We start from the raw sequence: 14,803 nt of genomic DNA, 5'->3' as shown, positions 1-14,803 counted from the left end.
GAGAAGTTTCTGAGAGTTATTTATCAGCCTTTTATGTTTGGGCCCCGACGACCTTGGGAAATGTGCGGAGAATTAGCTGATGCGTAATATTTCCCTTTCTTGCGGTACCAGCGGCGAGGACTGCGCAGCCGACGTCGACGGAGCCTCGGCCACACCGATCGACCGGCCGGCGACCATGGTCAGCACGACCTGCAGGAACTCCAGGTGCTTGCGCATCGCCCGCACGGAACGGGCCACCGAGGTCACCGTCTCCGTCCCGGTCTCGGCCTGCCTGCCCGCGAAACGGTCGGCGAGCCAGTCGAGGACGACCGGGACGACGAGGAACTCCAGCGGCAGATGGGAACCGTTGCGGATGCGCAGGTACCGCACGGCCGCACCGGCCCGCTCGTAGCGCCGGACATGCGCGTCGATGTCGGCGACCGCGATCACCTCGTCGCGCACGCCTTGCACCACCAGCAGCGGGGCGGCCGGGGCCTTGCCGCCGGGCTCGACGTCGGTGAGAACGCGGCGCAGCACCGGTTCGGCGAGCAGTTCGGCGATGCCGCCGCGCAGGTGGCGGGCGACATCGCGGCGGGCGAACCGCAGCAACAGCGCGAAGGTACTGCGTTGTTCGGCCTCGCCGAGCAGGGCGCGGAACCGTGTGTCGAAGTGGTCCTCCAGCACGGGGACCAGCTCCGGGTAGGCGCGGCGCAGACCGGCGACGAAGACGGCGGGGAACCCGGCGAACCAGCCACCGTTGAGCCGGAGGAACGCCGCCGCCGGGTCACCCACGGGCGACCCGGCGGCGGCGCCGACGATATCCAGCTCGGGGGCGTACTCGGCGGCCAGCTCGGCCGCCCAGGCCGTGGCCAGCCCGCCGCCCGAATAACCCCACAGCGCAACCTGATTCGACGGCGACAACCCGAGCGCACCGAAACTCAGCGCCGCACGAATGCCGTCGAGCGCCCGGTAACCGGGTTCCCTCGCGGCGCCGAACCGCCCGTCGGTCCCCTCGTGGTCGGGGACCGAGACCGCCCACCCCTGCCGCAGCGCCATCGCGATGATCGGCAGTTCCAGCGGGGCGATCGAACCGATGGTCTGCGCGCCCCGGCGCAAGGCGTAGGACGGAAAGCACTGCGGGGCAACGGCATCGATCGCGCACTGGAACGAGACGAGCGGACGGGACTCGCGCGGGTCGGCGCCCCAGGGCAAGAGCACCGTCGTCACCGTCACCTCGGCATTGCCGTCGAGATCGCAGGTGCGATAGAGCAATTGCCACGCGGCGATACGCTGCGGCACCAGGCCGAACAGTGCCAGCTCCACCGAGCGCGACCGCACCACCGCGCCGGGGGCGAGCGTCTCGAGATCGGGTGGGACGCTGTAGAAGGGATCGTCGGGCGGCAGCGGCGGTGCTCCGCGCAGGGTGGCCGCCCGATCGAGCAAACTGGTCATAGGCTGCCGCCGCCGCCGAAGAACCACGGGTTGAACGTGCAGGCCAGCTCGGGTGCACGTGCCGGATCGAGAGCACGCAGCGCGATGGAGGCGGCTCGGGGGGAGTACATCATCGTCAGGTGGTCGGAGACGTCCTGTTCGCAGCCGGCCTGCAGGGTGATGTTGTCGACGGTCGCGTCCGGTCCGGCGACCAGGAAGCCCAGGTCGAGGGGGTTCATCACTTCGTCGTAGCGGGAGCCGACCACGGTGTAGCGCACGCCGGGCACGGTGTCGCCGCCGGCGTTGAGGGTGGTGTAGAACGGCGAACCGATGGCCTGTTCCACATTGGCGGCGCCGATGATCGGCCGGTAGAAGCCGAGGATGTCGATGCCCGCGTTGTTGATCATGCGACCGAGCGAGGCGATACCGAGCAGCGAGGTGCCGTGGTGGGTGCCGCCGAAGCTCACGAGGGTGGCGACCTTGCCCTGTCCCCCATCGAACTTGAGGTAGTGGTTGGCGATGGTCGCGCCCTGGGAGTGGCCGACGATATCGACCTGTTCGGCGCCGGTCGCGGCCAGCACCCGCTCGATGAACGCGGCCACCTGGCCCGAGGATTCGACCATCGGGCCCACCCCGTTGCGGCCGGGCAGGATCGCGCCGAGCCCACCGGCCTCCAGCAGGGTCGACTTGCCGAAGTTCAGGGTGAACACGCAGTGCCCGGCATCGGCCAGCCGCGGTGACAGATAGGAGAAGGTGTCGTAGGCGTTGAGCCAGGTGCCGTGCAGCAGGACCACCGGCCGGGGATGGGCCGCGGTGGGTTTGCAGTCCCAGCGGTTGGCCTTGGGCGGCGCGGCGTCCGGGTGCAGCAGGCCGTAGGCGAAGGCGGGCAGATAGGCCGACATCGAGGGGCCCTCACCGACGGTGTCGGAGGCACGGCTCGACGAGCCCGAACCGCTGCCCGAGGCGCTGCCGGTATCGGCGATGGCGGTGGGGCGGCCCTCGGGGGTGGTCGGCGCGGTGGCGTTCAGATATTCGGCCAGCGAGGCGACGGTCGGTTCGAGTGTGGGAGTCGCGGCGGCCGAGTGGGTGCCGAGCGCGAGGAGCGCGGCGGCGATGCCGAACGCGGATAGGGTTCGGCGAAGAGGATGCGTCGTTGCAATCAAGGTTTCACTTCCGTAGAACAGCGTCGTCGGGCAGGCGGCCCGATGCGCGTTCTGCGAATCTATGACCGGCGCCACAGGGTGTCACTGCACCGTGCGCCCAGAAAACGCCACCGCTCTTGTCTCGTGAACCAAGTTCTCGTCGTAGCCGACTGGAGCGCCCACTTTCGCCCTGTCTTGGGACACAATTCCAGGCATGCTCGCCGAACAAGCCACGTCCGCCGCACCCGATCTGACGACTCGTCTGTTGAGTCGCTGGCCCCAGATCGCCGAGCGCATGCTCGCCGATGGACTCGCCGCCAAAGCCCCCGCCGAACTGCCCGCGGGCCACTTCACCGCCGAGGTGCTGCCGACAATCTATGCCTGCGGACGGGCGGTGCTCGACGCGATCGCCTCGAATCGGGAGTTCACCAAGTCGGAAGTGGCCATGTTCGTCGCCCCGGTCGCCGAGCGGCATGCCGAGGACCGGTTGCCGTTGCCGCTGCTAATCGACGCCATTCACGCATCGGCGCAGTCGTTGCTCGCGGCGGCCTCGGCGGAGGCCGAGCCCAGCGAGATGTTCGAGTTCATCCACGTGTTCAGCCGGCTGCTCGACCTGCTCCGCCACATCAACATGACCGTGGTCGAGACCTACACCGAGGTGGAGCAGTCGATCTACCACGCCGAACGCGAGGCACGGCGCGAGTTGTGCTCGGCGCTGGTGCGCGGGCTACCGGCCGAGGAACTCGCGGCGCGGGCCGACACGACGCTGGCCGAGCAGTACACGGTCCTCGCGATCCACCTCGACGAGCAGCCGCGCACCGGCAGCGCGGCCAACCTGCTGACGCGCCGCCGCATCCGGGTGTTGCAACGCGACCTCGACGCGCTGACCGGAACGACCACCCCCGCCACCTTCGACGGCACCAGCGGCATCGCCCTGCTGAGCCGCTCCGAGGCCGATGTCCTCGACGCCGCGCGTTTCGACCAGCTCGCCACGCGGTTGGCCGAACAATTCGGGGTTCCGGTGTTTCTCGCGGAGTTCTCGGAGGTGGCCCGCGACGACATTCCCACCGCCGCCAACGACGCGAGCGAACTGACCGAGCTGGCTCGGCTCCGGGGTAAACCCGGCGGGTGTTACCGCCTCGACGATCTGCTGCTCGAGTATCAGCTCACCCGGCCGGGCCCGGCGCGAGAGCGGTTGGCGCAGCGCGTGATTCCACTGTTGTCGAGCCCGCATCTCGTCGAGGCACTCGAAGCGCATCTGCAGTACGGTGCCGACCGGAAGACCGCCTCGCGACGGATTCATGTCCACCCCAATACCTTCACCTACCGGTTGCGCCGCATTGCCGATCTGACCGGCCTCGACCCGGCCGATCCGAAGGATTCACGAATGCTGGCGGCCGCGCTCACGGTATATCGGCTGGATTCGGCATAAACGAAAAAACCCGCTATTCGACGTGTGCTTCGAATAGCGGGTATTCCGTTTCCCGACAAGGAAAGTCTTTATTGCGCGGCGTACCTTACAGGTAGGCGCTGCAGGTCGGCCAGGCGCCGGGGCCCTGGGCCGCGAGCACGTTCTCGGCGACGCGGATCTGCTCCTCACGGCTGGCGTTGTCGGCCGTGCCGGTGCCGCCGTAGGCCTCCCAGGTGCTCTGCGAGAACTGCAGACCGCCGTAGTAGCCGTTACCGGTGTTGATACCCCAGTTACCGCTGCTCTCGCACTGCGCCACGGCGTCCCAGTTGTTCGCCGAAGCGGTGGCAGTGGTCAGACCGGCCGGAACGGCGATCATGGCACCGGCAACAGCGGCGAAACCGAGGGCACGGGTGGTGAACTTGCGATTGAAAGACATAAGCATTTCCTGCCTGCGCCCACCGACTCGGTATTCGAACTACCGCGTCCCTGCCCCACAGGTATGTCGGGGATCCTCGAATCGCGGGGCAGGCTTTGCGGCGTTCTGCGATTCGATTCGGCTCGGGTTGTTGTTCAAGCCGTGATCGAATGTAGCTGTTTCGCAACAGAAGATCACGCACCGATCACGGACGCTTATGTAGCAAAGTTTGTCCAAACGTACGCTGTTCACCGCTGGTCGTTCGTGATAAATCCGTAATCACAGAACTGTGCTCCAGGCGGCTATTTGTGACCGGCCTCACAGGTATTTAGTGGGCCCGATCACGTTTCTTACAGGCAATTCGGGCAACCCTTTGTATGAGTAGTGGCCGCAAGGTCCTCAGGCGAGGAGCCGCTTCTCCGATGCCACGGCCACCGCGGCGGCCCGGGTATCCACGCCGAGCTTGTCGTAGATGCGCCCGAGATGCGTTTTCACCGTCGCCTCGCTGATGTGCAGCGCGCGGGCGATCTCCCGGTTTCCGAGGCCTTCGGCCAGCTTGCCGAGGATGCCGCGCTCGCGAACGGTGAGTGTGGGCCCAGGGTTGCGCATCTTGGCCATGACCTTGGCCGCGACCGGCGCCGACAACGCGGTCTGCCCGCTCGCGGCCGCCCGGATGGCGGCGAACAGTTCCTCGGGGCGTTCGGCCTTGAGCAGGTATCCGGTGGCGCCCGCCTCGATCGCGCGGGTGATGTCGGCATCGGTGTCGTAGGTGGTCAGCACGAGGACGTGCGGTGTCGGCGCCGGTTGGGCGGTGATGAGCCTGGTCGCGGCCACCCCGTCCATCTCGCCGCCGAGCTGCAGATCCATCAGCACCACGTCGGGGTGCAGGCGCCCGGCCAGCGCCACCGCCGCCGGACCGTCGGCGGCCTCCCCGATCACCTCGATCCCGGGTGCGCTCGACAGCAGGGCGTGCAGGCCTGCGCGCACCACCGCGTGATCGTCACAGATCAGCAGGCGCACGGTGGTGGTCATAACGGCCGATGCTAGCGGGCATCGCCCGGTGCGACCTGGGCCAAGGGGATCGACACCGACAGCACCGTCCCCTCCCCCGGCGCCGATTCGATCGCGCAGGTACCACCCAGCTGACGCACGCGCGCCCGGATCGCAGGCAGACCGTGACCCCGATGCTCGGCCGGGTCACCGACGTCGCCGGGATCGAAACCGCATCCGTTGTCTGCCACATCGAGGACGATCTGGTCGTCGAGGCTGGTCAGCGTGAGTGTCGCCGTGCTCGCTCGCGCGTGTTCGCGCACATTGGCCAGCGCGCCCTGGGCGATGCGTAGCAGCGTGGCCTCCGCGCGCTGTGGCAGTGGCACCGGCGCACCTTCGATATGGCATCGCACAGTGAGGGTGTCGGTGGATTCGCGGTCGGCGAGCGCGGTCAGGGCGGCGGCCAGTGACCCGCCCGCGGCGAGATCGGCAGGGGCGAGATCGTGGACGAAGCGGCGCGCTTCGGTGAGGTCGCGTTCGGCGATCTCGGCGGCCGAGCGCAGATGCGTGCGGGCCAGCCCCCGGTCGGTATCCCAGACCAGGTCGGCGGCCTGCAATAGCATGCGCTGGCTGGACAGACCCTGGGCGAGGGTGTCGTGGATCTCCATGGCGAGCCGTTCACGTTCGGCGAGGGTGCCTTCGCGTCGTTCGGTGTCGGCCAGTTCCTGGCGGGTTCGCACGAGGTCGTCGATGAGTGCCGCCTGCCGGGTCGCCTGCCTGCGCATACCGACGAACAACGCGGTGGTCACGGCGGCCACCGCGGGCGGCGCGAGCACCAGGTTCGGATCGAGCCAGCCCGCGATGCGCACCTGACTGGCCACCACCAGCGCGGTCAACACCACCACCAGCGTCACCGCGGTGCGTTCGGACAGGATCCGCAGGCCCGTGTACACCAACGGCACCGCGCACCAGGCGAAACTCGGCGCGAGCACCACCAGCACCGACCAGGTGAGCACCAACCCCGCGAACCACACGAACCGGTGCGACGCCCGCAACTCGCTGAGCCCGTAGAGCACCGCGAGCGCCACCGCGAGGACGACGATGAGCGGCGTCGACCGGGTCTCGCTGTGCCGGATCAGCCAGCGCAGCAGCGACGCGGCGAGCAGCACATAGAACGCGCTGTGCACGATGATCGCGAGCAGACGGGTGTCCTCGCGCTGGTCACCGAGGTCCATGCGGCCTCCTCCCTCTCCTCGGCATTCTCCCCCGGCGCCGGGGCCCGGCGGGTCATCCGATCGGTTGACCCGGGTGTCGTCCGATCCGGCCGCGTACTCCAGCCACACCGTCGATTCGCCGGAGCCGCCGGGCGAACAGGATGGATATCACCAGGCCGCGCCGCAGATCCGACGGCCGAGAAATGCTCAGGAGCAGCAATGACCAGCAAGTTCAGCACCCGTAACCGTCTCATCGTCGCCGGTGCCACCGCCGCCGTCGTCGGCGCGGGCGTCGTCGGTGTGGTCACCGTGCAGGCCGCCGATCCCGACCCTGCCACCCGCACCCCCGTCGTCGTCGAGACGGCCGACAACAATCTGGCCACCAGCACGCATCTGTCGGTCGCCGCCGCGACCAAGGCCGCCCAGACCGCGCTCGACGCGGCCGCCAAGGAGAACCAGCGGGTGAGCGTGGCCGTGGTCGACCGCAACGGCAATGTGATCGTCACCCTGCGTGGTGACGGCGCGGGCCCGCAGTCCTACGACGCCGCCCAGCAGAAGGCGTTCACCTCCGTGTCGTGGAACGCACCGACCAGCGAGCTCACCAAGCGACTCGAGTCCGCACCCCACCTCGCCGACATCGACGGCACCCTGTTCCTCGGTGGCGGTGCCCCGGTGAAGTCGAAGGGCGCGCCCATCGCGGGCATCGGCGTGGCGGGCGCACCGAGCGGTGATCTCGACGAGAAGTTCGCGCAGGCCGGCGTGGCCGCGCTCGGTAACTGATCGAAGGCTGCGCCCGGCGGGCGGACGGAGAATGATGGACCTCGAAGGAGGCATCATGTCCGCACGCCGGGTTCTGTTCAGTGTCCTCACCATCGGCCTGGTCACAGTTGTGGCGGTCGGGCTGTATCTGTTCCAGCCGTGGCGGTTGTTTACCACGGTCACCGTCGACGAGGCGCCGGTGGTCGCCGCCGACGGCGCTCCGCCGCCACTGCTCGCTCAGGGCACGTTCCTCTCCCACGAACACGACACCTCGGGCACCGTCGCGTTGCAACGAGCCGCCGACGGCACGCTGGTGGTGCGAATCGCCGACCTGCGCACATCCGACGGTCCCGCCCTGCGGGTCTGGCTCACAGACCAACCGGTGGTCCCTGACGATTGGCACAATTTCGACGACGGCGCCCACATCGATCTCGGCGCGTTGAAGGGCAACGAGGGCAACCAGAACTACGAGGTGCCCGCCGGGACCGATCTGTCCTCGGTGCGGTCGGTCAGCATCTGGTGCGAGCGGTTCCACGTGTCCTTCGGTGCGGCGACGCTCACTCCGGTCTGATTCTCATTCCGCGCGACGGGCGCGGGCGCGTCGTTTGCCCTCGTGCATGGCCTGCACCCGGGCGACCGGGATGGTGTGGCCCTCGGCGATCAAGTCGTCCGGGAGTTGTTGTGGTTCCGGCATTTCCGTCAGCCACGGGTCGGCGTCGGCGAGCAGGTCCGGCACGGTGCGCAGCGTGAAATCCGCGGGCGTCACGTCGTCGAGGTCCGACCAGGTCAGCGGGAACGACACGGTGACGCCCGGACGGATGCGCGGGCTGTAGGCCGCCGCGACGGTGGCGCCGCCCGCACGCGTGGCGTCGAGGAACACTTTCCCGTGGCGGTCCTCACGGATGAAAGCCGTTGTCCCGACGGCAGGATCGATGCGCTCGGCCCGCGCGGCCACCGCCCGCGTCGCCGCGGCCGCGTCCTCCACGTCGATGCCGTCGACCACCGGTACGAAGACATGCAGCCCCTTGGACCCGCTCGTCTTCACCGCCCCCGCCAGCCCGTCGGCCGCCAGCGCCTCCCGGATCAGCCGGGCGCCTGCCACCGCGTCGGCGAACTTCTGCCCCGGTGATGGATCGAGATCGAGCACCAGATGCGTTGGCGCGGGTGCTGATTCGGCCAGGAACAATGTCGCGTGGTACTCGACTGCCCGCTGATTCCCGAACCACAGCAGAGTCCGCAGGTCGTCACACAGCGCGTAGGTGATCTCCCGCCGCGAACTCTCCGCCCACACGGTCGTGCGCCCCACCCACTCCGGCGTGTACTTGGGCAAATTCTTCTGCATGAACGGCTCCTGCCCCGGCCGCACCCGCACCACCGACAGGGGACGTCCCCGCAGCACCTTCACCAGCCGCTCCCCCACCGCCTCGAAGTACCCCACCAGGTCCCGCTTGGTCGCCTCGGCACCGTCGAACAGCGGCTGATCGAGATTCGACATCTCGACCCCGCCCCACACCTCTTTACCGGCCATCGCTCCACCCTCCACCCCACCACTGACCAGGTCAACCACCGCGCTCATCGAAAAAGACGTTGCCGCCGACGTATCGGCACCGGCACGCTCACTCCTGTGCGCGCCGAGAATTCCGGATACGACATCTACGCATCAGGCCTCGGCCCACCGCGAGCCTTTCTCGATCTCGATTGGCCGCTGGACCCCGCGGTGTCGCCGGTCGACCGAGAGCGGATGGCAGCCCACCATGCGGTGGCGGCCATCATCGAGCTGTCCCGCGGTTTGTTCATTCCGCTGCGGTTCGAGGCATCCCGATGTGTGACGAGCGATGTCGACGGCGTGTGGATGGTCGCCGACCGGTCGGAACCCGACGACCACGTGCGCGTGAACGCCGCAGGCAGCGTCCTGATGCCCACATCGTCCGCTCCGGTCGGCGTCGATGGACATGCCATGACGACAATGCTCGACGAACTGCTGACGACGCCCGGTGAAGCGTCCGAGCTGCGATGGCGCGGATGGAGCCAGATCCGCGTCGACGACACACTAGCCGCGCTGCCCACCGCCCTGGTGCCGACCGGTGACGAATTCATCCTCGACGATCTCGACAACAGGGTTCGCGACCTCCGAATCCCTGTGCGACGACGATCCGACGGAGTGTGGGTCGGCAGGTACGACCTCGGATTCTGGACCCCGATCTCGGTCACCGTATTGCGGGAGGCCCACGTCTCCGGCATCTCCGACGCCGACGGGCGCCACACCCTCCTGATGCTGTCGATCGACGTCCACTGGTCAGTCTGGTGGCGAGACGGTTCCCCCGGCCGCGCCATGCTCGATGCCGCCCTCCACCGCCTCCATGACCTCGGCTGGCACCACAACTACTGACAGAGCCGTCAGTGCTTCGATTTCGAGTCCCTGTGCTTTATGAATAAGGGGCACGCACAGCTCGATCGGAACGGAACGACCTCGCCATGCCTGACCCAAGCCCCGAAGCCGGCCCAGCGTCGGTGGTCCGCACGACTCTTCTCGACCAGGTGCTGCCATCACCGCAAGCCCTGCACCGCGTCGAGATCAGGCGCATCACGCTCGCCCCTGACTTCTCCGGTGGCCTCCACGTCCACAACGGACCGGTCTTCGGCAGCATCGAATCCGGCTCCGCCGTATACCAAGTCGAAGGAAAAGAACCCACGATCCTGCGCCCCGGCGACGTGTTCTACGAACCCGCGCATGTTCGCATCGCCCGCTTCGACGCCCGCCACGACGGCGTCACATTCCTCGGCTATTTCCTGCTCGAGGCCGACCAGGAAGCCGAGCTCGAGTTCCCGGACTGACCGTGGACGCAATAAGAGGCCCCACGGCGATGAGCGGGCCTTCTGCCGCCCGTTTTGGTCGATCGCCCGGTCGTCGGCTAAGGTATGTTCCGCGCGGTTCACGCTGGTGAATTGCTGTTCTGGCCCCGTCGTCTAGCGGCCTAGGACGCCGCCCTCTCAAGGCGGTAGCGCGGGTTCGAATCCCGTCGGGGCTACAGATGAGCTCCCCGGTCCACCGACCGGGGAGCTTTTTCGTGTCCGGAGACAAGGCTTTCCGTTCGCGTTGACATCGGCCCAGGCGCCATTCGTACACTGTAGGAATGAAGCGCACCCTCTACACCGAGGACCATGAGGCCTTCCGTGCCTCGGTAGCCGAATTCGTCAAGCGTTCGATCGAACCGAAGGCCGAGAAGTTCATCGAACAGCGCGCGATCGATCGCGAAACCTGGTTGGCCGCAGGCGAACTGGGCTATCTCGGGCTCGGGGTTCCGGAGGAATTCGGCGGGAGCGATGCCGGTGACTACCGGTTCAACGCGGTACTCGGCGAGGAACTGGCCAAGGCCGGTGCGGCGATCTCGTCGTCGTTCGGCATCCACTTCGACGTGTGCGCCCCCTACCTGGTCGAGCTGACCACCGACGAGCAGAAGCGGCGTTGGCTGCCGAAGTTCTGCACCGGCGAGCTGATCACGGCCATCGGCATGACCGAACCGTCGGGTGGTTCCGACCTGGCCGCGCTGAAGACCACCGCCGTGCGCGACGGCGACGACTGGATCATCAACGGCTCCAAGACCTTCATCACCAACGGGTTCAACGCCGACCTGGTGATCGTGGCCGCCCGGACCAGCCCGGAGAAGAAGGCCAAGGGCATCACCCTGTTCGTCGTGGAGAACGGCATGGACGGCTTCACCCGCGGCCGCAAACTCGACAAGGTCGGCCAGCCCGAATCCGACACGGCCGAGCTGTTCTTCGACAATGTGCGCGTCCCGGACGCCAATCGCCTGGGCGAGCTCGACCGCGGCTTCATCACCATGATGCAGATGCTGCCCCAGGAACGCATCGGCGCCGCCGCCTCCAACATCGCCCACGCAGCGGCGATCCTGGACGAGACGCTGGCATATGCCAAGGAGCGCAAGGCTTTCGGGCAGCAGATCGGCAGCTTCCAGTACAACAAATTCCTGTTCGCCGAGCTGGTCACCAAGGTGGAGGTCACGCAGGCGTTCATCGATCAGTGCCTCGCCGCGCACACCGCCGGTGAGCTGTCGGCCGTCGACGCCGCCAAGGCCAAATGGTGGTCGGCGCAGGTGCAGAACGATGTGCTCGATGCCTGTGTGCAGCTGCACGGCGGCTACGGCTACATGCGTGAATACCGGGTGGCGCGGGCCTGGATGGACGCCAGGGTCACCAAGATCTGGGCGGGTTCGAACGAGATCATGAAGGAACTGATCGGCCGCGATCTGGGTCTGTGAAGTAGAGCGTCGGGGCCGGGGGGACAGTGACCCCCGCGCGGGCCGGCGCCCGCGGGGGGACGGGGGGGGCTTGGGGTGTTGGTTCGCGGGGGGCCCCCCCCCCCCCCGCCCCCCCCCGCCCCCCCCCCCGACGCCGGTCAGTTCAGGGTGATCGGCAGCGCGGCCAGATCGTTCTGGGTCAGCACCGGCAGGTTGCCGAGTTCGCTGTCGGGCACGGCCAGGCGCAGGTTCGGGAAGCGGGCGAACAGCGCGGGCAGCGCGATCGCGGCCTCGAGCCGCGACAGTGCCGCACCGGGGCAGATGTGCGGGCCGTAGCCGAAGGCCAGGTGGCGGTTGGCGGTCGAGCGGGTCACGTCGAATTCGTCGGCGGTCTCACCGTGCACGGCGAAGTCGCGGCCGACGGCGCGGTAGGACATCACCACACCCTCGCCCTTCTCGATCACGGTGTCGCCCACGGTGATGTCCTCGGTGGCGAAGCGCATCAGCAGGTGCGAGACGGGTCCGTCCCAGCGCAGCGACTCCTCGATGACCTGCTTCCAGTCCACTTCGCCTGCAAGGACTTTCGCCAACTGCTCGGGTTCGTTGAGCAGCGCGCGCACGGTGTTGACGATGAGGCTCACGGTGGTCTCGTGCCCGGCGGCGACGAGGGCCTTGATATTGCCGATCGCCTCCTCCTCGGTGAGCGCCTCGCCGCCCTCGTCGGCGACGACGAACGCCGAGGTGAGATCGTCGCCCGGGTCGGCGATCTTCTTGCGCACCTGGTCGGTGAAGTACACGTCCAGTTCGCCGATCACGCGCAGGCGCTCGTCCTGCGGGGTCATCACGGAGAAGAACTTCTTGTACCAGTCGAGCAGCTGGGCGTGGTCTTCGCGCGCGACACCCATCAGGTCGCCGACCACGCGCATGGGCAGCGGGTAGGCGAACACCTGCTTGAGGTCCACCGGCGTGCCGTCGGCACCGGCCGCGGCGAGGTCGTCGAGGAGTTCGGCGGTGAGTGCTTCGATCCGCGGGCGCAGTTCCTCGAGCCGGCGCGGGGCCAGCGCCTGGGCGGTCTTGAGCCGCAGCCTGCGGTGTTCGGCGCCGTCGACACTGAACATCGAGCGGTCGACGTCGACCATCCCGATCAGCGGCCATTGGTTGCCGACGACGCCGTCGGCGAACAGTTTCCAGGCGTTGATGTCCTTCACCAGACGGGTGTCGGTGGTCAACTGGCGGGCCAGGGCGTGGTCGGTGACGGTCCACACCGTCACACCCATCAGGTCGATCCGGGTGATCGGCCCCGCGTCACGAAGTCGGGCGGTCTCCCCCGCGAGATCACCGACCATGGGGTCGATGGCGATAGGGCATTGCGAACTCACGAGAAACCTCCGACGGGTCGAACAGGGGTGAAACGAACGGGCAGTGCTTGCATGCCCCGAAGGAAAGCCGAAGGTCGCCGGGTGAGCTGGTCGGCCGGAACCGCCAGGTCGACATCGGGGAGCCGGTCGAGCAGCACCTCGATCCCGGTTCGAGCGATGATCTCGGCGATCTGCTGCGCCGGGTACGGGCAGCGGTATTCGCCGTAGCTGAACGCGAAGTGCGCGTTGTTGCCGGTGGGTACGGTGTCGCCGTCGGAAAACGACTGGCGCACATGCGGATCGAGATTCGCAGCGGCCAGGCCGAGCAGCAGCATGTCCCCGGCGCGGATGGTGCGGTCGCCCAGGCGCGTGTCGCGGGCGGCCCAGCGACCGGCCAGGATGGAGGTCGGCCCCTCTTCCCAGAGCACCTCGTTCATGGCCTGGCCGACGCTGCGCCTGCCGCCACCGAGTGCGGCGGCGAAGCGTTCGTCGGTGAGCATCAGCCGCATCGAGCTGCCGAGCCAGTCGGCGGTGGTGAGGTGACCCGCGGCGGCGATCGCCATCAGGTCGTTCATGTATTCCTCGTCGGTGAACGGCTCGGGGTCGGCCAGCATCAACGAGGTGAGATCACCGCCGGGGCGGGCCTTCTTGGCGGCGACGAGGCGGGCCATGTGCTCGGCGAAACGCAGGTGCCCGGCCTGGGCGTCGGCGCCGCCGTCGGCGAGGGTCTTCATGGTCAGCGCCAGGTCGGCGGCATCGGCGTCGGGCAGGCCGAGGATGCGTCCGAGCGCGAGCACCGGTAGCGGTTCGGCGAATTCGGCGACCAGGTCGGCGGTGCCGCGCCCACAGAACCGGTCGACCAGCTGATCGGCGAGTTCCTCACAGGCACGGCGCAATTCGAAGTGGTCGACCGCGTCGAGCGCGGGTTCGACCATGGCCAGGTGGCGGCGGTGTTCGGCACCGGCGGTGAAATAGATCGAGGGCATCGGCCGCCCGACCATCGGCAGCAGCGGCCAGTCCTCGGGCACGCGACCCCACTGGTTCCACAGCGACACATCGCGCGGGAACAGCACCGGATCGCTGGTCACCTGGTGCAGTTCGCGGTATCCGATCACCAGCCAGGCGGGAAAGCCGCCGGGCAGTTCGACGGCGACGACCGGGCCGTGTTCGCGGCGCATCCGCCGGTACACCTCGTGCGGTTCGATATGGAACTCGGGGCCGCTCAGCGGGACGGCGCCGGTGACCGGGCAGGCGCCTGTCGGTGTGCTCATGAGACGCTCTCCCCCTGTGGAACAACAGAATACAGGTGCTCGATCAGGGCGATGAGTACCTGTTTGCTCGATTCACGCGAGCGGGCGTCACACATCAGCAGCGGGACCGCCGGGTCCAGGTCCAGCGCGTCGCGCACCGCCTCGGGGGCATGTGATTCTCCGAAGTCGTTGCAGGCGACCACGAATGGCGTGCCCTGGTGTTCGAGGCGGTCGATGGCATACCAGGAATCGGCGATGCGCCGCTGATCGACGAGCACGATCGCACCGAGCGCACCGGCGAACAACCGGTCCCAGAGGAACCAGAACCGTTGCTGCCCAGGGGCGCCGAAGAGATACAGGACGTGCTCGTCGTCGATACTGATGCGGCCGAAGTCGAAGGCGACGGTGGTGGTCGACTTGCCCGGTACGCCGCTCGCGTCGTCGACGCCGACACCCACGTCGGTCATCGTCGCCTCGGTGTCGAGGGGGCGGATCTCGCTCACCGACCGGACCAATGTCGTTTTGCCGACACCGAATCCGCCGATGATGACGATTTTCAACCCGTGCCGCGCCGTGCTGTGCAGCGGCGCTCGTG

The 14,803-nt window shown here is 67.9% G+C and carries 14 protein-coding genes, 1 tRNA gene and 1 pseudogene; 7 read left to right on the top strand and 9 right to left on the bottom strand.

What is annotated here, in order from left to right; translation table 11 throughout:
• Positions 1–72: 72 nt before the first annotated feature.
• Positions 73–1,431: a lipase family protein gene (locus LDL21_RS05505; RefSeq protein ID WP_225279028.1), complete on the bottom strand. Its 1,359-nt coding sequence runs from the start codon at positions 1,429–1,431 to the stop codon at positions 73–75.
• A complete protein-coding gene (locus LDL21_RS05500) occupies positions 1,428–2,573 on the bottom strand; it encodes an esterase/lipase family protein (protein WP_225279027.1) in 1,146 nt (381 codons plus the stop codon). Before LDL21_RS05500 ends, LDL21_RS05505 begins: the two co-directional genes overlap by 4 nt.
• A gap of 193 nt (positions 2,574–2,766) precedes the next feature.
• Between LDL21_RS05500 and LDL21_RS05495 the strand changes: the two genes are divergently transcribed.
• On the top strand, positions 2,767–3,984 hold the full coding sequence (locus LDL21_RS05495) for a PucR family transcriptional regulator (protein WP_225279026.1): 1,218 nt from the start codon (positions 2,767–2,769) through the stop codon (positions 3,982–3,984).
• An 88-nt stretch (positions 3,985–4,072) separates the two neighbouring features.
• Here LDL21_RS05495 and LDL21_RS05490 read toward each other — a convergent pair.
• From LDL21_RS05490 to LDL21_RS05480, 3 genes and pseudogenes are all read right to left on the bottom strand, one after another.
• Positions 4,073–4,399 (bottom strand): annotated as a pseudogene (locus LDL21_RS05490) (transglycosylase family protein); the annotation flags it as partial.
• A gap of 378 nt (positions 4,400–4,777) precedes the next feature.
• The gene (locus LDL21_RS05485) at positions 4,778–5,410 is read right to left on the bottom strand and encodes a response regulator (protein WP_225279025.1); all 633 of its coding nucleotides are present in this window, start codon (positions 5,408–5,410) and stop codon (positions 4,778–4,780) included.
• Positions 5,411–5,421: 11 nt separating this feature from the next.
• On the bottom strand, positions 5,422–6,603 hold the full coding sequence (locus LDL21_RS05480; protein WP_225279024.1) for a sensor histidine kinase: 1,182 nt from the start codon (positions 6,601–6,603) through the stop codon (positions 5,422–5,424).
• Positions 6,604–6,801: 198 nt separating this feature from the next.
• Between LDL21_RS05480 and LDL21_RS05475 the strand changes: the two genes are divergently transcribed.
• Entirely contained in the window at positions 6,802–7,362 is a 561-nt protein-coding gene (locus tag LDL21_RS05475; protein ID WP_225279023.1) for a GlcG/HbpS family heme-binding protein, read from the top strand.
• Between the two features lie 55 nt (positions 7,363–7,417).
• The gene (locus LDL21_RS05470; RefSeq protein ID WP_225279022.1) at positions 7,418–7,912 is read left to right on the top strand and encodes a DM13 domain-containing protein; all 495 of its coding nucleotides are present in this window, start codon (positions 7,418–7,420) and stop codon (positions 7,910–7,912) included.
• A 3-nt stretch (positions 7,913–7,915) separates the two neighbouring features.
• On the opposite strand, the gene LDL21_RS05465 is transcribed toward LDL21_RS05470, so the two are convergent.
• Positions 7,916–8,869 (bottom strand): DNA polymerase domain-containing protein, encoded by a 954-nt coding sequence (locus LDL21_RS05465; RefSeq protein WP_225279245.1) that lies wholly within the window; start codon positions 8,867–8,869, stop codon positions 7,916–7,918.
• A 96-nt stretch (positions 8,870–8,965) separates the two neighbouring features.
• Between LDL21_RS05465 and LDL21_RS05460 the strand changes: the two genes are divergently transcribed.
• From LDL21_RS05460 to LDL21_RS05445, 4 genes are all read left to right on the top strand, one after another.
• Positions 8,966–9,730: a hypothetical protein gene (locus LDL21_RS05460; protein ID WP_225279021.1), complete on the top strand. Its 765-nt coding sequence runs from the start codon at positions 8,966–8,968 to the stop codon at positions 9,728–9,730.
• 86 nt (positions 9,731–9,816) lie between these two features.
• Positions 9,817–10,176, top strand: a complete 360-nt coding sequence (locus LDL21_RS05455) for a cupin domain-containing protein (protein WP_225279020.1) — start codon at positions 9,817–9,819, stop codon at positions 10,174–10,176.
• A 121-nt stretch (positions 10,177–10,297) separates the two neighbouring features.
• Positions 10,298–10,370 (top strand) — tRNA-Glu (locus LDL21_RS05450).
• Positions 10,371–10,475: 105 nt separating this feature from the next.
• Positions 10,476–11,621: an acyl-CoA dehydrogenase family protein gene (locus LDL21_RS05445; protein ID WP_225279019.1), complete on the top strand. Its 1,146-nt coding sequence runs from the start codon at positions 10,476–10,478 to the stop codon at positions 11,619–11,621.
• Between the two features lie 137 nt (positions 11,622–11,758).
• Here LDL21_RS05445 and LDL21_RS05440 read toward each other — a convergent pair whose 3' ends face one another.
• The 3 genes from LDL21_RS05440 to LDL21_RS05430 are packed head-to-tail and all read right to left on the bottom strand — an operon-like array spanning position 11,759 to position 14,768.
• Positions 11,759–12,979: a cytochrome P450 family protein gene (locus LDL21_RS05440; RefSeq protein WP_225279018.1), complete on the bottom strand. Its 1,221-nt coding sequence runs from the start codon at positions 12,977–12,979 to the stop codon at positions 11,759–11,761.
• Complete coding sequence (locus LDL21_RS05435; protein ID WP_225279017.1) at positions 12,976–14,229, bottom strand: cytochrome P450; 1,254 nt, start codon at positions 14,227–14,229, stop codon at positions 12,976–12,978. Before LDL21_RS05435 ends, LDL21_RS05440 begins: the two co-directional genes overlap by 4 nt.
• A complete protein-coding gene (locus tag LDL21_RS05430) occupies positions 14,226–14,768 on the bottom strand; it encodes a GTP-binding protein (RefSeq protein WP_225279016.1) in 543 nt (180 codons plus the stop codon). The genes LDL21_RS05435 and LDL21_RS05430 overlap by 4 nt, the downstream gene beginning before the upstream one ends.
• Between the last annotated feature and the right edge of the window lie 35 nt (positions 14,769–14,803).

The organism is Nocardia rosealba, from assembly GCF_020216065.1.
Taxonomy (GTDB): domain Bacteria; phylum Actinomycetota; class Actinomycetes; order Mycobacteriales; family Mycobacteriaceae; genus Nocardia; species Nocardia rosealba.
The sequence above is the reverse complement of the archived record's forward strand: the minus strand, read 5'-3'. Positions and strand labels throughout refer to the sequence as shown.

Bases quoted from the DNA above. Each gene is read 5' to 3' on its own strand.
- LDL21_RS05495 (WP_225279026.1), top strand. From the start codon at position 2,767: ATGCTCGCCGAACAAGCCACGTCCGCCGCACCCGATCTGACGACTCGT.
- LDL21_RS05465 (WP_225279245.1), bottom strand. From the start codon at position 8,869: ATGGCCGGTAAAGAGGTGTGGGGCGGGGTCGAGATGTCGAATCTCGAT.
- LDL21_RS05485 (WP_225279025.1), bottom strand. From the start codon at position 5,410: ATGACCACCACCGTGCGCCTGCTGATCTGTGACGATCACGCGGTGGTG.
- LDL21_RS05455 (WP_225279020.1), top strand. From the start codon at position 9,817: ATGCCTGACCCAAGCCCCGAAGCCGGCCCAGCGTCGGTGGTCCGCACG.
- LDL21_RS05505 (WP_225279028.1), bottom strand. From the start codon at position 1,431: ATGACCAGTTTGCTCGATCGGGCGGCCACCCTGCGCGGAGCACCGCCG.
- LDL21_RS05470 (WP_225279022.1), top strand. From the start codon at position 7,418: ATGTCCGCACGCCGGGTTCTGTTCAGTGTCCTCACCATCGGCCTGGTC.
- LDL21_RS05435 (WP_225279017.1), bottom strand. From the start codon at position 14,229: ATGAGCACACCGACAGGCGCCTGCCCGGTCACCGGCGCCGTCCCGCTG.
- LDL21_RS05480 (WP_225279024.1), bottom strand. From the start codon at position 6,603: ATGGACCTCGGTGACCAGCGCGAGGACACCCGTCTGCTCGCGATCATC.
- LDL21_RS05445 (WP_225279019.1), top strand. From the start codon at position 10,476: ATGAAGCGCACCCTCTACACCGAGGACCATGAGGCCTTCCGTGCCTCG.
- LDL21_RS05475 (WP_225279023.1), top strand. From the start codon at position 6,802: ATGACCAGCAAGTTCAGCACCCGTAACCGTCTCATCGTCGCCGGTGCC.